24 protein-coding genes are annotated in these 21,378 nt (G+C 32.7%); 23 read left to right on the forward strand and 1 reads right to left on the reverse strand.

Going from position 1 to position 21,378, the window contains the following annotated elements; genetic code table 11:
- The first annotated feature begins 223 nt into the window (after positions 1-223).
- The 20 genes from NK213_RS11100 (at position 224) to NK213_RS11195 (ending at position 16,281) form a co-directional block, all read left to right on the forward strand.
- Complete coding sequence (locus tag NK213_RS11100) at positions 224-1,495, forward strand: O-acetylhomoserine aminocarboxypropyltransferase/cysteine synthase family protein (RefSeq protein ID WP_253349096.1); 1,272 nt, start codon at positions 224-226, stop codon at positions 1,493-1,495.
- A 17-nt stretch (positions 1,496-1,512) separates the two neighbouring features.
- Positions 1,513-2,391: a methylenetetrahydrofolate reductase [NAD(P)H] gene (gene metF, locus NK213_RS11105; protein ID WP_253349098.1), complete on the forward strand. Its 879-nt coding sequence runs from the start codon at positions 1,513-1,515 to the stop codon at positions 2,389-2,391.
- A 21-nt stretch (positions 2,392-2,412) separates the two neighbouring features.
- Positions 2,413-3,282: a homoserine O-succinyltransferase gene (locus tag NK213_RS11110; RefSeq protein ID WP_253349100.1), complete on the forward strand. Its 870-nt coding sequence runs from the start codon at positions 2,413-2,415 to the stop codon at positions 3,280-3,282.
- Positions 3,283-3,368: 86 nt separating this feature from the next.
- Positions 3,369-3,824, forward strand: a complete 456-nt coding sequence (locus NK213_RS11115) for a hypothetical protein (protein WP_253349102.1) — start codon at positions 3,369-3,371, stop codon at positions 3,822-3,824.
- 178 nt (positions 3,825-4,002) lie between these two features.
- Positions 4,003-4,626 (forward strand): hypothetical protein, encoded by a 624-nt coding sequence (locus NK213_RS11120; protein WP_253349104.1) that lies wholly within the window; start codon positions 4,003-4,005, stop codon positions 4,624-4,626.
- Between the two features lie 310 nt (positions 4,627-4,936).
- Positions 4,937-6,064: an ATP phosphoribosyltransferase regulatory subunit gene (locus NK213_RS11125; RefSeq protein WP_253349106.1), complete on the forward strand. Its 1,128-nt coding sequence runs from the start codon at positions 4,937-4,939 to the stop codon at positions 6,062-6,064.
- Between the two features lie 2 nt (positions 6,065-6,066).
- Entirely contained in the window at positions 6,067-6,684 is a 618-nt protein-coding gene (gene hisG / locus NK213_RS11130; protein WP_253349108.1) for an ATP phosphoribosyltransferase, read from the forward strand.
- On the forward strand, positions 6,681-7,967 hold the full coding sequence (hisD, locus tag NK213_RS11135) for a histidinol dehydrogenase (protein ID WP_253349110.1): 1,287 nt from the start codon (positions 6,681-6,683) through the stop codon (positions 7,965-7,967). Before hisG ends, hisD begins: the two co-directional genes overlap by 4 nt.
- A complete protein-coding gene (gene hisC, locus NK213_RS11140) occupies positions 7,964-9,022 on the forward strand; it encodes a histidinol-phosphate transaminase (RefSeq protein WP_253349112.1) in 1,059 nt (352 codons plus the stop codon). Before hisD ends, hisC begins: the two co-directional genes overlap by 4 nt.
- Positions 9,023-9,064: 42 nt before the next feature.
- Positions 9,065-9,655, forward strand: coding sequence for an imidazoleglycerol-phosphate dehydratase HisB (gene hisB, locus NK213_RS11145; protein ID WP_253349114.1), 591 nt, complete (start codon positions 9,065-9,067; stop codon positions 9,653-9,655).
- A complete protein-coding gene (gene hisH, locus NK213_RS11150) occupies positions 9,652-10,266 on the forward strand; it encodes an imidazole glycerol phosphate synthase subunit HisH (RefSeq protein WP_253349139.1) in 615 nt (204 codons plus the stop codon). The genes hisB and hisH overlap by 4 nt, the downstream gene beginning before the upstream one ends.
- Positions 10,267-10,980, forward strand: coding sequence for a 1-(5-phosphoribosyl)-5-[(5-phosphoribosylamino)methylideneamino]imidazole-4-carboxamide isomerase (hisA, locus tag NK213_RS11155; protein WP_253349141.1), 714 nt, complete (start codon positions 10,267-10,269; stop codon positions 10,978-10,980). It begins immediately after the preceding gene.
- Positions 10,981-10,997: 17 nt separating this feature from the next.
- Positions 10,998-11,753 (forward strand): imidazole glycerol phosphate synthase subunit HisF, encoded by a 756-nt coding sequence (hisF, locus tag NK213_RS11160; protein ID WP_253349143.1) that lies wholly within the window; start codon positions 10,998-11,000, stop codon positions 11,751-11,753.
- Positions 11,754-11,761: 8 nt separating this feature from the next.
- Positions 11,762-12,415 (forward strand): bifunctional phosphoribosyl-AMP cyclohydrolase/phosphoribosyl-ATP diphosphatase HisIE, encoded by a 654-nt coding sequence (gene hisIE, locus NK213_RS11165; RefSeq protein ID WP_256478707.1) that lies wholly within the window; start codon positions 11,762-11,764, stop codon positions 12,413-12,415.
- Between the two features lie 10 nt (positions 12,416-12,425).
- Positions 12,426-13,265, forward strand: coding sequence for a histidinol-phosphatase HisJ (gene hisJ, locus NK213_RS11170; RefSeq protein WP_253349145.1), 840 nt, complete (start codon positions 12,426-12,428; stop codon positions 13,263-13,265).
- Positions 13,266-13,339: 74 nt separating this feature from the next.
- A complete protein-coding gene (pdxS, locus tag NK213_RS11175) occupies positions 13,340-14,215 on the forward strand; it encodes a pyridoxal 5'-phosphate synthase lyase subunit PdxS (protein ID WP_253349147.1) in 876 nt (291 codons plus the stop codon).
- 1 nt (position 14,216) lies between these two features.
- Complete coding sequence (gene pdxT, locus NK213_RS11180) at positions 14,217-14,783, forward strand: pyridoxal 5'-phosphate synthase glutaminase subunit PdxT (RefSeq protein ID WP_253349149.1); 567 nt, start codon at positions 14,217-14,219, stop codon at positions 14,781-14,783.
- A gap of 86 nt (positions 14,784-14,869) precedes the next feature.
- Positions 14,870-15,415, forward strand: a complete 546-nt coding sequence (locus NK213_RS11185; RefSeq protein ID WP_253349151.1) for a DUF4870 domain-containing protein — start codon at positions 14,870-14,872, stop codon at positions 15,413-15,415.
- A 73-nt stretch (positions 15,416-15,488) separates the two neighbouring features.
- Positions 15,489-15,830 (forward strand): MGMT family protein, encoded by a 342-nt coding sequence (locus NK213_RS11190; RefSeq protein WP_253349153.1) that lies wholly within the window; start codon positions 15,489-15,491, stop codon positions 15,828-15,830.
- On the forward strand, positions 15,796-16,281 hold the full coding sequence (locus NK213_RS11195) for a GNAT family N-acetyltransferase (protein WP_253349155.1): 486 nt from the start codon (positions 15,796-15,798) through the stop codon (positions 16,279-16,281). The genes NK213_RS11190 and NK213_RS11195 overlap by 35 nt, the downstream gene beginning before the upstream one ends.
- A 26-nt stretch (positions 16,282-16,307) precedes the next feature.
- Here NK213_RS11195 and NK213_RS11200 read toward each other — a convergent pair whose 3' ends face one another.
- On the reverse strand, positions 16,308-17,909 hold the full coding sequence (locus NK213_RS11200; protein WP_253349157.1) for a ClC family H(+)/Cl(-) exchange transporter: 1,602 nt from the start codon (positions 17,907-17,909) through the stop codon (positions 16,308-16,310).
- Positions 17,910-18,048: 139 nt separating this feature from the next.
- Here NK213_RS11200 and NK213_RS11205 point away from each other — a divergent pair, with 139 nt between their 5' ends.
- From NK213_RS11205 to murJ, 3 genes are read left to right on the forward strand one after another with little or no spacing between them, the layout of a single operon-like run.
- Positions 18,049-18,993 (forward strand): bifunctional riboflavin kinase/FAD synthetase, encoded by a 945-nt coding sequence (locus NK213_RS11205; RefSeq protein WP_253349158.1) that lies wholly within the window; start codon positions 18,049-18,051, stop codon positions 18,991-18,993.
- Entirely contained in the window at positions 18,956-19,654 is a 699-nt protein-coding gene (locus NK213_RS11210) for a ScpA family protein (protein WP_253349160.1), read from the forward strand. Before NK213_RS11205 ends, NK213_RS11210 begins: the two co-directional genes overlap by 38 nt.
- On the forward strand, positions 19,647-21,131 hold the full coding sequence (murJ, locus tag NK213_RS11215) for a murein biosynthesis integral membrane protein MurJ (protein ID WP_253349162.1): 1,485 nt from the start codon (positions 19,647-19,649) through the stop codon (positions 21,129-21,131). Before NK213_RS11210 ends, murJ begins: the two co-directional genes overlap by 8 nt.
- The last annotated feature ends 247 nt before the right edge of the window (positions 21,132-21,378 follow it).

Below are 21,378 nucleotides of genomic sequence, written 5' to 3' on the forward strand. Positions count from 1 at the left end.
TAAATGACAATATGATGATGTATATGCGGTATAGAGTTTGACCTTTTTATAAAATATAAAAAGCACAGACTCTTTTTCAAGTTTTGAATAAAAGAGCTGTGCCCATAGATAGATTTTTCCGGACACGGCTGTGTTCGGAATTTTTTTTTTGAGCTAATGAAAATCATATAAGAGTGTAATATAATTAATAATAAAAGATATAATATAAAGGATGGTGACAATAATGTCAGAATACAAATTTGAAACATTACAGCTTCATGCTGGTCAGGAAGAGGCGGATAAATCAACGAATGCAAGGGCAGTACCAATATATCAGACTACATCTTATGTATTCAACAGTGTGGAACATGCGGCAAATCTATTTTCATTAAAAGAAGAAGGAAATATATACAGCAGAATGATGAATCCTACTACAGATGTTCTGGAAAAAAGAATAACAGCCCTTGACGGCGGAATCGGCGCAGTAGCTGTGAGTTCAGGCAGTGCTGCTGTAACATATGCAATATTAAATCTGGCAGTATCAGGTGATGAGATAATATCTTCAAAAAACCTTTATGGCGGAACATATAACCTTTTGGCAAATACAATAAAAGATTTTGGAATAACAACGAAGTTCTTTGATCCCGGAAAGCCGGAAGAAATAGAAAAATTGATAAATGAAAAATCAAGGGCAGTATTCATAGAAAGTATAGGAAATCCCAATGCAGATATTACTGATATAGAGAAAATAGCAGAAATAGCTCATAAATATGGTCTGCCTCTGATAATAGATAATACATTTTCTCCGTATTTATGCAGACCGTTTGAACATGGGGCGGATATAACTGTGTATTCTGCAACAAAATTTCTTGGAGGACACGGTACGACTATTGCGGGACTTGTGGTAGATTCAGGAAAGTTCGACTGGAAGAATGAAAGATTTGAAAATTTTAACGAGCCAGATCCCGGATATCATAATCTGAAGTATTCAGATCTGGGAGAGGCGGCTTATATAGCAAAACTGAGAGTGAAACTGCTGAGAGATACAGGCGCATGCCTTAGCCCGTTTAATTCTTTCCTGATTTTACAAGGGATAGAGACACTTTCATTAAGAATAGACAGACATGTGGAGAATGCTTTGAAAACAGCGGAATATCTGGAAAAACATCCCAAGGTGAAAATAGTAAATTATCCCGGTTTAAGCAGCAGCCCATATAAGAAATTACAGGAAAAGTATCTTCCAAAGGGTGGCGGATCTATATTTACCTTTGAGCTGACAGGAGGTCTGGAAGCTGGGAAAAAGTTTATTGATTCGCTGGAACTGTTTTCTCATCTGGCAAATGTAGCAGATGCTAAGTCTCTGATAATACACCCGGCCAGTACCACGCACAGCCAGCTTACTGAAGATGAACTGAAAGCGTGTAACATAACTCCGGGAATAATAAGAATATCAGTGGGACTGGAGCATATTGACGATATTATAAGTGACTTAAAACAAGCTTTAGATAAAATCTGATAACTGAAAGGATAAAAATGAAAATAAAAGATATATACAAAAATAAAAAAGCTGTATTCTCGTTTGAAATATTTCCTCCAAATGAAAATTTTTCAAGTGAAAAATTATATGAGGTAATAAATGAGTTAAGTACCCAAAATCCTGACTTTATAAGTGTTACGTACGGAGCCGGCGGAACTACGAGAGGCGGAACTATAGAAATAGCATCATATATAAAAAACAAGCTGAATATAGAAACAGTGACCCATCTTACATGTGTAGGAAGCAGAAAAAGCGAAATAGAAAGTTTTTTGGATGAGCTGGAAAGTAATAATATTGAAAATATTCTCGCTTTAAGAGGGGATATCCCAAAAGATAAAGATGAAAATGTATATCATGAAGGAGATTTTTTATATGCCTCTGATCTTGTAAAAGAGATCAGGGCTACAAACAGATTTTCTGTGGGAGGAGCGTTTTATCCAGAAGTTCACCGTGAAAATAATGATTTGATTGATTTATTTAATCTTAAGAAAAAAGTAGACTCAGGAGTAGATTTTCTGGTATCACAAATATTTTTTGACAATGAAAGCTTTCTTGATTTTCGTGATAAAGCTGAGAAAGTGGGTATAAATACACCTTTGGCTGCGGGAATTATTCCTGTGACCAATGCGAAACAAATAAAGAGAATAACATCGCTATGCAATTGTAAAATACCCAAAAAGCTTGAAAAAATACTGAATGCATATGAGGATAACAGCGAGGCAATGTATCAGGCAGGAATAGCTTATGCAACGGAACAGATAATAGAACTCCTTTCGTCAGGAGTGAAGGGAATACATATTTATACAATGAATAAAACCCATGCAGTAAATGAGATATTGAAAAATATAAACAGTATAAGAAAATATTATGAATAATTAAAGGAGAGGAGGATTTTTATGTTGATATTAAATAAAAATATGCCTGTAATAGAGGAGTTAAAAGGTATGGTAAATATAAAGACAAAGGATGGAAAGCTAAATGTATCAAAAAAATCAAAGAAGATTCTGGTGTTGAATTTAATGCCTAACAAAGTAAAAACTGAATACCATATACTCAGACTCCTTAATACAAAGAATTCCGAAGAAGAAATAGAACCGTTTTTTCTGAAACTTGATACTCATAATTACAAAAATATAGATAGTGAGTATCTTGATGAATTTTATGTTTCATTTGAGGAAATAAAAAAACTTGATATCGAAGCAGCCATAATAACAGGTGCGCCCCTTGAAAAAATAAAATTTGAGGAAGTATCATACTGGGAAGAGCTTAAGAAAATATTTGAATTTATTAATAACTTAAAATCCTCTATTTTCATATGCTGGGGTTCTCAGGCAGCACTGTATTATTTTCATGATATACAAAAATATGATTATAATTGTAAGAAATTTGGTGTATTTACTCATAATTGCGAAAACAGCTCAAAGCTTTTTGAAAATCTGAAAAACGAAGATTTCAAAATACCGCACTCAAGGTACACATATGTAAAAAGGGAAGATATCAAGGAAAAAGCAAATCTGGAAATACTTCTTTCGGATGAAACCAATGAGCCTGTTATAATAAAAGACAATAATAAAATATATATATCAGGACATATGGAATATGATAAGTACAATCTGCGTGATGAATATATAAGAGATGTAAATAATAATCTGGATATAAGTATACCGGAAAATTACTTTTTAGATAATAAGCCGGAAAACACACCTGTTTTTTCATGGGAAAAATTTTCGAAAGTTTTTTATTCTAATTGGCTGGCCAGCTTTTGATTTTATTGAATATTATATATATGACGTTTAAGAAAAATTTTATTTATGATATAATAAAGCAATAAATGAAAAAAGGAGTGAAAATTTTGAAGAAATTATTTTTTCTTATGTTTATATTTTTTGGTTTTTGTATTAATGCAGAAAATTTTTTGAGCTATAAAGAGGTATCTGAACCTGAATATTTACTTATTTATGAAGCCAATGGTCTTTTTTTACAGGATGACAACAAAGGAATATCAGTTGAAGTAGAGAACGGAAATTATAAGTTTGTAGATAATGCACAGATAGTATATCTTACAATGAAGAATTCAGTTTTTGACGGGAAAATTTATGTTTATGATAAAAAGACTAATAAACGACTAAGTGTATACAGCTTCAAGAATGGAGTAGAAGATGGGAAATGGATAGAATACGATAAAAATGAAAAACCTGCTTCAATAGATTATATTAAAAATGGTTTGATCATGAAAAGGGAAACTTATGTAAACGGACAACTTGTTCTGACTAGGACTTTTAAAAACGGGATTACTGTGAATCCGTAAATTAATATGAGTTATAGGGGAATTAAAGTATTAAAAAAGACATTTATTAACAAAGTGTCTTTTTTTGAATAAGTGATTACAAATTTTAATATTTTATTCTAAATATAGCTATTGGGAGTATAAAATATATAATAAGAGCAGATATTGACATAAAAAATAATAAATCAAAGGGGGAGATATGAAAGGTGTAAAATTAATGATATGGGATGATTTTGGTCATAGATGTCCTGAATGGATAAATTATCCTAAAGAAAAAGAAATGACATTATCTAAAAAGGCAACAGCAGGAGAAACAGACTTCTTAATAATAGAATTATTGAGCCGAAATTATATTGATTTTTCTAATGGAATGGATGGATGTTTTGAAGACTTCATTGAAAGAAGTAAAAAGGGGATGAGTTTAGGCGGAGGAATAATATTTTATGAAGGGAAAAATGAAATTACTCCAGGGTGTTGTAATGATGGAATTGGAAATTTTAAAGGAATAATAAAAGAGATAAGAGAAAATGAACCAATGATTTGGTTAGGTCATGATCCTTATCCGGTTTTTGAATATTTAGAAAATGAAATAGTGGTATGGGCAGATGATTGTTTAGGAATCTGGGAAGAACCAATAGATAAATCAGGAGTGCTATCAATAATATATGAAAAAAATGACTTGTATAATAAATTGTCAAATCTTGATAATGACGTGAGAGATTTTTTTACACGACCTTTTTATGATAGGATTAATTATTATGATAAAAATTATTCAGATAAATTAGTTGATGTAATACTAACTCAGTTAAAAATAAAGTTATGATAATAAATATATATAATATATAAAAACTATATTTTATTTCTATTTTACTTATGAATATTAATGTACTATAATGAATTATAAAATTACGGGAGTGAAAATAATGACTTTAATATCTTTAAATAATAATTCTATAAATAAAATAAAAGCACATCATCATATTGGCAGAGTTTGAACCTGAAATATTATCGGGAGCAGACTCTTTTTGAACTTATAAATTCAAAATAGTCTGTGCCGGTTTATGAATAGATGGAGAATCTGGGCAGAAATGTCCGGATTTTTTTTTAGAAAGAATTTGAAAGGAGAGCAGAAAATGAAAAAGTTTATAGACAGTCTGAAAGAAGAAGAAAAGATAATTTTGAAACTGAGAAAGCATTATGAACAATACGGCTATAAAAAAATAAAGCTCAGTAAATTTGAAAGTTATGGTTTATATAATGAAAATGCTGATTTTATAAAAACCGAAAATATTATCACATTTATGGCACCTACAGGAAAATTACAGACATTAAGACCTGATGTTACTTTATCTATAGTAAAAAAGTTCGCCAGAGATCAGAAGAAAGAGATGGAAAAGCTGTATTACATAGAAAATATTTACAGGCTTTCAAAAGAAGATCTGGAGTATAAGGAATTGAATCAAATAGGCGTGGAGATACTTGGCGAGTCAGACGGTTACTCAGACTTTGAAATAATTAATCTTGCAGTAGAAAGTCTGGAACTGATAAATAAGAATTTTATACTGGATATTTCAAATATCAATTATCTGTCAGGATTATTCGAGGAAATGAAATTAGGTTATACTTTGGAAAAAGAGGTTCTTCTGAATATCCAGCATAAAAATGTACATGATTTGAAAAGGATTCTCACAAGAGAGAATGTAGAACCGAAATATAAGGAAATTCTAATAAAAATCCCATATTTATCAGGTAAATTTAATAGTGTAATAGAGGAAGCCGAAAAGCTTGTAATGAACGACAAAATGCAAAATGCTTTGGAAGAATTGAAAATACTGAGTCAGGGATTTCCTGAAAAGATAAAAAACGGAAAGATTCTGCTGGATTTTTCCATAGTAAACAGTCTTGATTATTATAATGGCCTTATCTTTCACGGGTATATAGAAAATAACCCGAAAATAATATTATCGGGCGGGAATTATGATAAATTGGTTGAGAAATATGATAAAAATAAAGGAGCAACAGGATTTGCCATCTATCTGGATGAACTGTCAGGAAAATATAAAATGGAAAAAGAATATGATTTTGATATCCTGATATTGTATAAAGACGGTGATTATGCAAAACTGCTGAATATTGTAAAAGATTATATAAAACAAGGGCTTACTATAAGAACTGAAAAATACAGGGAAGATTTCAGTACAAATTTTAAATATAAAGAAAAATATATTTTTGAAAATAACAGGCTCAGTGGAAAGGAGTAAATGTGTTAAATATAGCGCTGCCTAAAGGAAGGCTTGGAGATAAGACATACAGCTTATTTGAAAAAATAGGATACAAATGTGATGAATTAACCGAAGACAGCAGAAAACTTATTTTTGAGAATAAGGAGAAAAATATACGATACTTGCTTGTGAAACCGTCAGATGTAGGAATATACGTAGAGAAAGGTGCCGCAGACATAGGTGTGGTAGGGAAAGATATACTTTTAGAGAATGAATATGATATTTATGAACTCTTGGATCTGAAACTGGGAATATGTAAAATATCAGTTGCAGCCCTTGCAGGATATAAAGAGGATACGGAAAGAAAGCTTAGGGTAGCTACAAAGTATGTAAATACTGCCAAAAAGTATTATTCTTCATTGAACAGAGAAACAGATATAATAAAATTAAACGGTTCCATAGAACTGGCACCTATTCTGGAGCTTTCAGACGTAATAGTGGATATAGTGGAAACAGGAAATACTCTGAAAGAAAATAATCTGAAAGTAATAAATGATATTGAAGATATAAGCGCAAGGTTTATTGCAAATAAGACAAGTTATAAATTTAAAAATGAAGAGATAAAAAATATAGAAAAAAAACTAAGGGAGGTAATATGATAAAGACAATAAGATACAGCAGTGATACTGAACTGAGTGAGATATTTCCCAGAAGTCAGTTTGAATATGAAGATATTAACAAAAAAGTAAGAGATATAATAGAAGATGTAAAAGCTAACGGAGATAAAGCCCTCTATAAATACAGCGAGATGTTTGATGTAAAACTGGAGAGTCTTGTGGTAAGCAGCGAAGAGATAGAGGAAGCCTATAACAGAATTGATGAAGAATTCAAAGTGGTTTTACTTACAGCTGCTGAAAATATAAGAAAATTTCATGAAAAACAAGTCAGAAATAATTTTTTTATGAACGGAGAAGATGGAATTCTATTGGGACAAATGATAAATCCTATAGAAAAAGCCGGTATTTATATTCCCGGAGGAACGGCATCTTATCCATCTACAGTATTAATGAATGTGATACCTGCCAAGATAGCCGGCGTAGAAGAGATAATCCTTGTAACTCCGCCCAATAAAGCCGGAAAAATAGAAGATTCCATTCTTGCAGCTGCTAAAATAGCCGGAGCAGATAGAATATTTAAAATAGGGGGAGCACAGTCAATAGCAGCTTTAAGCTATGGTACTGAAACTATTCCAAAAGTATATAAAATAACAGGCCCTGGTAACATATATGTAGCTATGGCAAAGAAAATGGTTTATGGTGAAGTAGATATAGATATGGTGGCAGGGCCAAGCGAAATACTGGTAATTGCCGATGAGAACGCCATACCTGAAAATGTGGCTGCTGATCTGCTGTCACAGGCTGAGCATGACAAACTTGCTGCAAGTGTTTTGGTTACATCAAGTGAAGACCTTGCCGAAAAGGTAAGGATCGAACTGGAAAAACAGCTTGAAAAACTGCCAAGAAGAGAAACAGCAGAAGAATCATTGAAAAATAATGGAAGAATCATAATAACAAATACAATAGAAGATGCTGTAAAAATCAGCAATGAAATAGCACCGGAACATTTGGAACTTTGTGTAAGCGATCCGTTTTCCATCCTTGGAAAAATAAAGAATGCAGGTTCTATATTTTTAGGGAATAATACTCCAGAAGCATTGGGTGATTATCTTGCAGGACCGAATCATACACTGCCTACAAGCGGAACGGCAAAGTTTTCTTCGCCGCTGTCTGTAGATGACTTTATAAAGAAATCTTCTGTAATATACTATACTAAAGAAGCACTGGAAAAAGTAAAAGACAAAGTAATATGCTTTGCAGAAAAAGAAGGACTCAGCGCACATGCGGAGTCGGTAAGAATAAGAGTTGAAGGTGGTAAAAAATGAGCAGATTCTGGAATAATAAAGTAAAAGAGCTGGTTCCTTACACTCCGGGCGAACAGCCGAAAGACAAAAAATATATAAAACTGAATACAAATGAGTTTCCTTATTCACCGTCTCCAATGGTGGAAGATATAATAAAAAATTATGATTTTGAAGATTTGCGGCTGTATCCTGACCCTGATGTATCTGAACTAAAAAACGAAATTGCTTCATTCTATAATCTTGATACAGAAAATATATTCATAGGAAATGGTTCAGACGAAATTCTGGCTTTTGCTTTTATGACATATTTTAACAGCGGGGATAAAATATATTATCCGAATATAACATACAGCTTTTATCCTGTATATTCTGACTTATTTAATCTGAATCCGGAGACAATTCCTCTGAATGAAAGTTTTGAGATAGAGACTGATGATTATGAAAATCTAAACGGAGGAATAATTCTGGCTAATCCCAATGCCCCTACGAGTATTGCCTTGGTAAAGGGAGATATAGAAAAAATTATAGCTGCTAATAAAGATAATGTAGTAATAATTGATGAAGCATATATAGATTTCGGAGGAGAATCCGTATTGGATCTGATAAATAAATATGATAATCTGCTGGTTGTCCAGACATTTTCAAAATCAAGGGCGCTTGCCGGAATGCGTCTGGGCTTTGCAGCGGGAAATAAAGAGCTTATAAACGGTCTGGATAAGGTAAAGTTTTCTTTTAATTCTTATACAATTAACAGATTGTCCATAAAAGCCGGTGCAGCAGCTGTGAGAGACAGGGAATATTTCAAAAAAACAGTTGAAACACTTGTGAAAACAAGAGAAAAAACAAAAGTAGTTTTGAAGGAATATGGTTTTTTTGTTCCTGACTCTAAGGCAAACTTTCTATTTGTGAGTCATAACAGAATTTCCGGGGAAGAATTGTATCTAAGACTGAAAGATGAAGGAATTCTGGTAAGGTACTTCAAAAAGCCCAAAATAGACAATTTCATAAGGATAACTATAGGAACTGAAAAAGAGATGGAAATATTTACTGAAAAAATAAAAGAAATTTTAAAATAATTATTTTGAATATAATTTAGAAAAATGCTGGGAGGAATCGCCTTGAGAGAGACAATAATAGAAAGAAAGACCAATGAAACAGATATAAAGGTAAAACTAAATCTGGACGGAACAGGAAAATATAAAAATGATACAAAAATAGGATTTCTTAATCATATGCTTGATTTATTTGCAAAACACGGAAGATTTGATATGGAAGTTATCTGTAACGGAGATGTTGATGTAGACTATCATCACTCTGTGGAGGATATAGGAATAGTAATTGGAAAATGTTTTGCTGATATACTTGGGGATATAAGGGGAATAAAGAGATACGGGAATTTCTACATGCCGATGGATGAGGCTTTGACTCTGGCGGCAATAGATGTATGCGGACGTTCATATTTAAAATTTGATGTAGATATTCCTACACAAAAAGTAGGAAGTTTTGATACGGAACTGGTAAAGGAATTCTTTCTTGGCTTTACAAGAGGGATAGAAGCTACAATACATATAAAGACTTTCTACGGAGAAAATTCTCATCACATAATAGAATCTGTATTTAAAGGATTTGCAAGAGCTATGGCACAGGCAGTGGAGATCGATGAGAAATTTAAGGATGAGATATTGTCTACAAAGGGAGTGTTAGCATGATAGCTGTAGTTGATTACGGTGTAGGGAATTTATTCTCGTTAAAATCATCGCTTGATTATACAGGACTTCAAAATATATTTACAAATAATGAAGAAGAAATAAGAAATGCAGATGCTTTGATACTTCCCGGAGTGGGAGCTTTCAGGGATGCGATAGATATTCTCAATAAGACAGGACTGGGAAACGTGGTAAAAGAGGAAGCCGGGAAAGGAAAAAAAGTATTGGGAATATGTCTCGGCATGCAGCTTTTATTTGACAGGAGTCATGAATATGGTGATTATAAAGGGCTTGGACTTATAAAAGGAGATGTAGTTGCCATGAAAGATAATATTGAAAATAAAAAGCTGAAAATTCCGCATATGGGCTGGAATAGTCTCGAATTTTTTAAGGAAGATGAGATTTTGAAATATATAAATGAGGGTGAATATGTATATTATGTGCATTCATATTATGCCAAAAACTGTGATGAATCTGTAATTGCCTGTTCGGATTATGAGATAAAGATACCCGGAATAGTAAAAAGCAATAATATTTACGGCATACAGTTCCACCCTGAAAAGAGCGGGAAAACAGGATTAAATATATTAAAAGCTTTTGGGGAGATGATATAAATGGTAATATTTCCGGCAATAGATCTGAAAAACGGGGAAGCAGTGAGACTAACACAGGGAGACTATAATCAGGTAAAGGTATATTTCAAAAATCCCGAAGAAGTCCTTGAATTTTTTAAGAAAAATAACAGCAGTCATCTTCACATAGTTGATCTTGACGGGGCAAGCAGCGGTAAAACAGAGAATTTTGATACTATAAAAAAACTTGTAGAAAACAGCGACTTTTTTATTCAGGTCGGTGGTGGAATCAGGAACGAAGAAAGAATAAAAAGGTATTTGGAACTTGGAGTCAGCAGGGTGATATTAGGAACAGCAGCAATTGAAAATCCTGAATTTCTGGTAGAAATGGTTCATAAATACAGAGATAAGATAGCAGTTTCAGTAGATGCACACGATCAGAAAGTAGCAGTAAACGGTTGGAAAGAAGTAAAGTCAATAGATTCTTTTGAATTCTGCAAAACATTATCGGACATTGGGGTTGGTAATATTATCTATACTGATATTTCCAAAGACGGAAAAATGAGCGGAACAAATATTGAGATATATAGAAGATTAAGCAAAGAAATAAAGTCAAAAATAACAGCTTCCGGAGGAATAACATATAAAGAAGAAATAAGCGAACTGAAATCTTTAAATATATACGGGGCAATAGTAGGAAAAGCTATATACGAGAATACTCTGAATCTGGAAGAGATTATAGGAATAGCCAAATAAATTCAGGAGGAAGTCTGATGATAACAAAAAGAATAGTTCCCTGTCTTGATGTAAGGGACGGAAGAGTAGTAAAGGGAAAAAATTTTAAAGGGATTCAAGATGTAGATGATCCTGTGGAACTTGCAAAATTTTATAACGAGTCTGGTGCTGATGAGCTGGTATTTTATGATATAACTGCTTCCTTTGAAAAGAGGGGAATCTTTATAGATGTATTAAAAAATGTAGCTAAAGAAGTATTTATTCCGCTGACAGTAGGCGGAGGAATAAATAGTGTAGATGATTTTGATGCAGTATTAAAAGCCGGTGCTGACAAAGTAAGTGTAAATTCCGGAGCTGTAAAGAATCCTGATCTCATCAGGGAAGCTGCTGAAAAATACGGGAATCAATGTGTTGTTTTGTCAATTGATATAAAAAGAGTAGATGGAAGATACTGTGTTTTTTCTAACGGCGGAAGGATAAATACAGGAATAGATGCAATAGAATGGGCTGAACTGGGAGAGAAAAACGGTGCAGGCGAACTGGTAGTTAATAGTATAGATACAGATGGAGTAAGGAACGGTTTTGATCTGGAATTATTAAAAGATATAAGCCAAAATCTGAGTATACCGGTAATAGCTTCAGGCGGCGCAGGTTCGATGGAACATTTCAGGGATGTATTTATGCTGGACGGAGTAGATGCCGGACTGGCTGCTTCTATATTTCACTTTAAAGAAATAGATATAATGGATTTGAAAAGATATTTGAAAAATAATAATATAGTAGTAAGAATATAGGAGGAAATATGGTATTATATAATAACATAAAGGAACTAAAGTTTGACAAAAACGGTCTTATGCCTGCAGTGGTTCAGGATTATTATACAAAAGAAATTCTGACTGTAGCATATATGAATTCCCAAAGTCTGGAAATCACTATTAAAGAGGGAAAAACATGCTTTTACAGCAGAAGCAGACGGGAACTCTGGAGAAAGGGCGAAACTTCAGGTAATTATCAGCATGTAGTCAGTATAAAATCTGATTGTGATAATGATTCTCTTGTAATAGAAGTGATCAAGGATGGACCGGCATGTCACACAGGAACAGAATCTTGCTTTAATAATTTACTTTTCAAAACTCGTGAGGAAAATTTTACTATTAAAAAACTGTATGATTTGATAAAAGAAAGAAAAACAAGTAATACAGAAAATTCTTATACTTCTTATTTATTTGAAAAAGGTCTGGATAAAATACTGAAAAAAATTGGAGAAGAGTGTACCGAAGTAATAATAGGTGCCAAAAATTCCGGAAACGAAGAACTTATATATGAACTTGCAGATCTTACTTATCACTCAATGGTTCTTATGATAGAAAAAGGCATTACTCTTAATGATATAAAAGCAGAATTAGAAAGAAGGCAGGTAGTCGACAAGAAGGTGAAACAGGAAAAGATGAAATAAAGGAGGTAATATGAAATTTTTATCAAACTTGCATACTCATACACTTTACTGTGATGGTAATAATGAAGCTGAGGACTATATAAAAAAAGCAATAGAACTGGGATTTGTGAGTATCGGCTTTTCAGGTCATTCATACATTGCGGGAAATCTTGGTGAGGGCTGGTGCATGAGTGAAGAAGGAACTTTGGAATACATAAAAGAACTAAAGAATTTAAAAGAAAAATACAAAGATAAAATCGAAGTTTATATTGGTCTGGAAACAGATTACTATTCCGGTTATAAAAAAGATATAAAGGGTAAATTATCTCTGGACTATACTTTGGGATCTGTCCATTTAATAAAAAATGAAACTAACGGTAAATACTACAGTATTGACAGTTCGCCGGAAATAACCGAAGAGGGAATAAAAGCTTTCGGGGGAGTAAATAACTATATAAAAAAATATTACGATACATTATTAAAAATGATTGTGGAACAGGAGCCGGACATTATCGGCCATATCGATCTTGTAAAAAAGTTTAATTCTGGAAACAGATATTTTGATGAAACTGAAGATTGGTATGTAAATCTGATTAACGAAACTCTTGATAAAATAAAAAATACTAATTCTATAATTGAGATTAATACCGGGGCTATGTCAAGAGGGTGGACAGACTTTCCTTATCCGTCTAAGTTTATTCTGGAACTTATTCTGAAGAAGGATATTCCGATAACACTAAATTCTGATGTGCATTCAGTAGAAAATATAGATTATTATTTTGATGAATCTATGGAAGTAGTAAAGGAAACAGGATTCAAAAAAATGAAAATTTTGAAAGGATCAAAATTTCAGGATATTGAAGTAAAATAGTATCCTGAATGTTTTGATATAACAAAATATAATTTTTTTATTATATAAATTTTACAAAAAGGAGAGTAGTAGAAATGGAAAATGAAAGATACGAACTTAACAAAAATCTGGCTCAAATGCTGAAAGGCGGAGTTATTATGGATGTCTCCACTCCGGAACAGGCAAAAATAGCAGAAGAAGCAGGAGCTGCGGCTGTAATGGCTCTGGAAAGAATCCCGGCTGATATAAGAGCTGTAGGCGGAGTGTCAAGAATGAGCGATCCTAAAATGATAAAAGGAATTCAGGCAGCCGTAAGTATTCCGGTAATGGCAAAAGCAAGAATAGGACATTTTGTAGAAGCACAGATATTAGAAGCTCTTGAGATAGATTATATAGATGAAAGCGAAGTTTTATCACCGGCAGATGATAAATATCATATAAATAAAAGTAAATTTAAAGTACCATTTGTATGCGGGGCAAAAGACCTCGGGGAAGCACTTAGAAGAATTCAGGAAGGTGCCTCTATGATAAGAACAAAAGGGGAACCCGGAACAGGTGATATAGTTCAGGCTGTGAGACATATGCGTGCAATGATGAGTGAAATCAAAAGAGTACAGAATATGGATGAAGATGAATTATATTTTGCAGCAAAAGAATTTCAGGTATCATATGATATACTTAATTTTGTACATAAAAACGGGAAACTTCCAGTGGTGAATTTTGCAGCAGGAGGAGTAGCTACTCCGGCAGATGCAGCATTGATGATGCAGCTTGGTGCAGAAGGTATATTTGTAGGATCAGGAATTTTTAAATCGGGTGATCCTAAAAAAAGAGCACAGGCTATAGTAAAAGCAGTAACAAATTATAACGATTTTAAGATTCTTGCTGAAATATCAGAAGATCTGGGAGAAGCTATGGTAGGAATAAATGAAAGTGAAATTCAGATATTAATGGCTGAAAGAGGAAAGTAAAATGAATATTGGAATTTTAGCACTTCAGGGAGCTTTTAAAGAACATAAAGATATTTTAGAGCTGCTTGGGGTAGACTCATATGAGATTAGAAAAAAATCAGACTTACAAAAGCGACCAGATGGTCTAATTCTTCCGGGCGGTGAAAGTACAGTTATTGGAAAGCTTTTAAATGAACTGGATATGACAGCAGAAATAAAGAGTATGATTGAAAATGGTGTGCCTGTGTTTGGGACATGTGCTGGTCTGATATTGCTTGCTAAAAAAATAGAAAATGATGAAAAAGTTCATTTGGGATGTATGAATATAAATGTACAAAGAAATGCATATGGCAGACAACTGGGAAGTTTTGTCACTAAAGAAGAATTCGAAGGGATAGGAAAGATTCCTATGGTATTTATAAGAGCACCGTACATTAAAACTGTTGGTGATAATGTAAAAATATTATCGGAAGTTCAGGGGGAAATCATTGCCGCAGAGGAAAAAAATATACTTGTTACTGCATTTCATCCCGAACTAACCAAGGACACCAGAGTACATAAATACTTTATAAATAAAATTCTAGAATAACTTTACTAATCTTATTTGAGTTTCATGGCTACTTTATGATATAATAACTTTAGAATAATATTAACAATTAGACTGGAGGAAGTACAATGAGTGATATGAAAGATAAGTTTGAAGAAGTGAAAGATGATGTACATGAAAAAGCAGACAATGCTAAAATAAAATTAGATAAGACAGTAGAGGATGTAAAGGAATATGCTCATGATGCCGGAGAAGAAATGAAACATACCGGTGAAGCTGCCAAAGAAAAATTTTCAGAGGTAAAAGATCAGGTGAAATCTGGTTTTGATCAGACAGTGTCAGATGTAATGGAAGTAACAGCTGATGATAAAAATAAAGCTGTTATTATGCATGTGCTGGCTATATTCTTTAGTTTTATACCTTCATTAATATTTTATTTTGCATTAGCAGATACTTCGGAATTTTTAAAAGAAGAAGCTAAAAATGATTTAAATTTTCAAATAACTCTTCTAATCGCATACTTTGTTGCAGGTATTTTATGGATCGTTTTAATTGGAGTCTTCTTGACATTTGCATTAGGAATTTGTGGTCTTGTATTTGAAATACTAGCATTAGTAAAAGCCAAAGACGGAGAGCATTATAAATTCCCATTCTCATTGAAACTAATAAAATAATAAATAAAAGTTGCAGCAGCAGATTTTGTTATCTGCTGTTTTTATATAAAAACTATAATTTCAGGGGAAAATTATGAATGATTATACAAAAAAAGTCTTAAAGATAATAAAATCTATTCCTAAGGGAAAAACAATGTCATATGGCGATATAGCCAAAACAGCCGGAAAAAACAGAGGTGCAAGAGAAGTATCGCGAATTTTGCACAGTTGTAGTGAAAAACATGAGCTGCCATGGCACAGAGTTATAAATTCTCATGGGAAGATAAGCCTTCCTGGGGAGGCGGGGCAGTTTCAGCGTGAAATGCTTGAACAGGAAGGAGTCCGTTTTGATAAAAGCGGAAAAATCAACGAAATTTACATAAAGAAAGGAAAAGGATCAAATGCTGATAAGGAAAGAAGAAAAAAGGGACTTTGATGAAATCAGAAATATAAATAATATATGCTTTAATGGAGAATATGAAAGTAAGCTTGCAGATAATATCCGAAAAGGAGACAATTTTATACTTTCACTTGTTGCGGAAGATAACGGAAAAATAGCAGGGCATATTATGTACAGCAGAATAAAAATCGGAGATATCGATTCTGTGGCTCTTGCTCCTATGTGCGTACTTCCTGAATATCAAAAAAAAGGAATTGGTACAGATCTGATAAAAGAAAGTTTTAAATATCTCATAGAAATGAATGAAAAAAATATAGTAGTTTTAGGACATACAGATTTTTACAGCAGACTTGGATTTGAAAAAGCGGCAGATTACGGAGTAAAATGTCCGTTTACAGTTCCAGATGAAGTTTTTATGGTAATTGAACTGGAAAAAGGAAGTCTCAAAGCGGGAGTAGTAGAATATGGAGAAGAATTTTCAATGTAAGAAAAAAGGAGTGATCTATATTAGAATCATTCCTTTTTTGTTTCGGGTTTTTTTGAAAATTTTACAATAGTTCCCATTTCATATAAATAATATGTAATTATAGAAGCTTTTTCCTTATCAGTTAGTATAACCAGAAGATCTCCGTTTTTCAAAACTGTATTTCCATTAGGGATAAATTCATGACCATCCCGTCTTATTCCTGCGAGAAGTGTATCAGCGGGCCATGTCAGGTCTTTTACCATTTTATCTGACAGTCTTGAATCAGCTATTACAGGTATAGTTACAGTAATTATCTTTTTTTCTTTCTTGATATTATCTGAAGCAAAAGACATATTATTAAATAAAACATCATAAACAGGTTCCAGATTTATAAATTCAGTTATAACATACGATACCGCCGCTATAAATGTCAAAGCAAATAAATGAGAGAAGTTGCCTGTCATTTCCAATATCAAAATTATCCCCGTAATTGGTGCTCTTACCACAGCAGTGAAGTAAGCAGCCATTCCCAAAATTATATAATGTGTAATATAAATGTCAGAAACACCAAATATATCCACTATAAATATTCCATAAATTTTTCCCAATAAAGCTCCTATTACCAGCATGGGAAGAAATATTCCACCGGGAAATCCGCTGCTGTAAGATACAAGAGTATATAAAAATTTTCCTGTAAGAAGTAAAAAAAGTATTAAAAGCGGAGTAGGATACTGTGCTATTTTTTCTATAAGATCATGACCGCCTCCTGTGATATCTTTAAACAGAAAAGCTGTAAAAAATGCAGTAAGCATTAAAACTGTTACTTTTAAATAAGGATTCAAATTAATTTTCTTATATATTTTTTGAAATCTCACCAGATTATCGCTAAAAAGCTTTCCCATAAATGACATTATTATTCCAAATATCAAAACAAGAAAAATTTCCATTAATGGATTAAATTCAGCAGGGGCTGTCACTTCAAAATTGAAAACCGGATGATATCCTAAAAATATTCTGGTAAGAAAATCTGCTGTAATACTGGCTATCAAGGTACAGATCAACAGAAGCGGTGAAAAAAATTTATGTAATTCTTCGAGAGCGAATACTACACCGGCAAGGGGAGCATTAAACGCTGCAGCAAGTCCTGCACTTGCACCGCAGGTAATAAAATATTTCTTTTCCATCTCAGAACGCCCTGTGACTTCATTTATTCCTTCGCCTACAAGAGCTCCTAGATGTATTGACGGCCCTTCCCGCCCTAAAGAAAGACCAATACCTATACTTAAAAGTCCGCCGAAAAACTTCAAAATCAGTTCAGGAAGCCATCTAAAACGGATTTTCTGCATAAGCAGGGCTTTTACCTGAGGGATTCCGCTGCCTGATATAAGGGGAAATTTTGTCACAAGAAACTGTAATATAAAACCTGTGAATACAAATATAATTATTCCTGTGAAAAAAGTTACTATTGATAAATTATTAAAGAGCCTTTCCCGTAAAATACCTGCTTCATCAAGTCCCAGTCTGTATATAATAACTACAAGTCCGGCAAATATACCGGTCAACAAACTGTAAAAAATCATCAGAAGGTTATGTTTTCGGGATTTTAGCTTCTGCCAGTTTGTTAATAAATTTAAAAGATCATTTTTCATATTTTTCATTCCTTTAATTCGAATATATTTATAATAATAACAGATAATTAACTTCATATCAAATAAAAAAAATAATAACGTCTTGCTTTCTATAATTAGAATATACTATAATATAAGGAGTTTGATGGAGGATAATAAAATGAAAATAATTGATAAAAACAATATTTCAGAGCTAAAAAAACAGAAAAATATTATAATACTAGGAAATTTTGACGGGATACATCTAGGACATCAGGAACTAATAAAAAGAGGGATTGAATGTGCTGAGGGAACAGAATACAAAACTGTTTTATACACTTTTAAAGCACATACAAATCAGAATATAAAACTTTTGACCAATAATGAAGAAAAGATTTTACTTCTGAAAGAATTTAACCTTGACTATGTTTATTTTGAAGAATTTGAAGAGGTGAGAGATTTATCACCTGAAGAGTTTATACAAAATATCATAATGGACAGATTACATTCTGATAAAGTCATATGCGGCTTTGATTTTACATTTTCAAAAAATAAATCAGGAAATACTGACCTGCTGAAAAAGCTTGGACAGGAAAATGGAGTCAAGGTAGTAATTATAGATTCTGTAAAAGATCAAAGCGGTGAGGTTATCAGCAGTACACGTGTGAGAAAATATATAGAAGAAGGTGACCTGACTGATGCAACAAAGCTTTTGGGACATTATCCCATTATAGCAGGAGAAGTAGTCCATGGCAGAAAGATGGCACGTCAGATGGGATTTCCTACAGCTAATCTTATATTTGAGAATAAAGTCTATCCGCCTTTTGGAGTTTATGGAGTTTATGTAAAAATAGAAGGAGACAGCATTGTTTATAACGGTGTAATGAATCTCGGGAAAAATCCTACGTTAAAGCCTGGAGAATTAAGTGTAGAGGTTCATATACTGAATTTTGACAAGTTTATATATGGTCAGAAAATCACAATTTATGTCTTGGAAAAAATTAGTGATGAAATAAAATTCAACGGAATAGACCAACTGGTCGAAAAGATAGGGAACGACGTAAAATACTGGAAAAAGAAAGTGAAAGATGAATATGGCGATACAGATAAAACTGGAAAATTTTGAGGGTCCTCTTGATCTTTTGATCCATTTAGTGGAAAAAAACAAAATGGACATCACAAAGATTGATATATCCCAAATTATAGAAGATTATTTGCTGTATATAAAAGAAGCCCAGGAACTAAACCTGAAAATAAAAGTAGAGTTTCTTGTAATGGCAACAGAGCTTATAGAAATAAAAGCCTATTCTATACTTAATAAAGGTAAAAAAGAAGAAAGAGAAGAAGATCTGGAAAAACGTATTATTGAATATAAATTATTTAAAGAAATTTCAGAAAAGCTGGCTGAATATGAAAATGAGTACAATATTGCATATAAACGATCAGGAAATCAAAGTGTCGTACCATCAGAGATAGAGTATGACCTGTCAGCTTTAAGCATAAATAATTTATTTTCCCATTTCCAAAATCTTCTGAAGGAAGAAGTAAAAGTCACGATAAAGGTGGAGCTCGAAGAAGAGTACACAATAGAAGAAGCCTACAGAGAGGTCAGGGAAATGATAAATACTAAAGAAAGGGTAAATTTTAATATGTTACTGAAAAATAAGTACACACGTCTGCGTATAGTATCATTATTTTTATGTGTATTAGATCTTTTTAAAGACGGTGTGATAGATATACAATTTGAAGGAAATGAATTTTATGTTATGAGGTTGAATTATGTTTAAATCTAGTTTATTGGTTATGATTATAAATATGCTGAGCAGAATTCTGGGATTGGTCAGGGAAATTCTTATAGGAAGTTTCTTTGGAGCAACAGGAATGACAGATGCATATTTCGGAGCGTTTAAGATATCTAATTTTTTTACGCAGCTTTTGGGAGAGGGAGCATTAGGTTCTGTATTTATCCCTTTATATAATGAAAAAAGGGAACTGGAAGGAAAAGAAAAAGCAGATGATCTTATATTCTCAGTATTAAATCTGGTATTTGCATTTTCGACCACGGTGTCAATATTTATGATTCTGTTTTCGGAATACATGCTGAAAATATTTGTAGGGTTCAAAGATGAGGCAAGATTCAATGTTGCAAATAATCTGTTAAAAATAATGGCTTTTTACTTTTTATTTATATCATTATCAGGGATAGTATCAGCTGTTTTAAATAACTTTAAGAAGTTTTTGATATCTACATCCACAGCACTTGTATTTAATCTGACTATTATATGCGGAGTATTATTATTCGGTAAAAAATATGGAATCTACGGTTTAGGGGTTTCTGTGTTACTATCAGGATTATTTCAGCTTTTAATGCAGCTTCCTCAGTTTTTCATGATAGTTAAGAGATATAAGTTTGTATTTAATGTTAAAGACAGGTATATAAGGGAATTGTTTTTACTTATGATTCCCACGCTGATTGGAATTTTTGGATATCAGATAAATGAAATGATTGATACAAGGTTCGCAGCAGCGCTGACACCAGGAACAGTAAGTGCTTTGAATTATTCGAGCAGATTGTATTTACTGCCTATTGGTGTATTTGCAATATCATTATCGGTCGTGATTTTTCCAAGTTTATCACAAGCAGCAGTTAAGAAGCAAATGAATGTCGTGAAAAGTCAAATAGAGCGTGGAATGAATATGCTGGCATTTTTCGTAATTCCTTCACAGATAGTGCTTATATTTTACGCCAAAGAAGTAGTTTCATTAATTTATAAAAGAGGAGCTTTTAGGGAAGATATGATCATAGTCACATCTCAGGCGCTGGCGTTTTATTCGGGAGGATTATTGTTTTTCTCTACAATACACCTTCTTACAAGAAGTCACTATGTATTTAAAGACAGAAAAAGACCTGTTATGTCCTCATTTGTAGGAATAGGAATAAATATAGTCCTTGATTTTCTCCTTTATAAGCACTATAAGCATATGGGACTGACATTTGCTACATCAACAGCAGCTATGGTAAATTATTTGATACTTTTATTTTCACTAAATAAGAACTATATAAAAATTGATTTTTTCAAATATATTAAATTTATAATTCTTACATTGATCATATCCGGAATAGCATATGGTGTTTCATATATCGTTCCGGAAATAGGGGACTTTAGAATTTCAATAATTATAAAACTAATAATATTTGCCATAGTATACTTATTATTATGGTCGCCAAAGATAATAAAGCAAAAGATAAATATGTTCGGATAACGCATATAAAATACTTCTGATGAATATCAGGGGTATTTTTTTGTAAATTTTATATTTTCTAAATGTAACAGGGGAAAATATATCTTTGGAATCGCTGATTAGAAGGGGATTGTATTGATTTTGTCATATTTCTCACGAACAGGATATTGCGTTTTTGCAACATTTTGATAAAGGGGTACCTCCATAATTAATGTGATTTAGCACCACACAATCATTTAATAGAATGAATTCAAGGCTTCCATTAATT

It is taken from the genome of Sebaldella sp. S0638 (genome assembly GCF_024158605.1).
GTDB lineage: Bacteria > Fusobacteriota > Fusobacteriia > Fusobacteriales > Leptotrichiaceae > Sebaldella.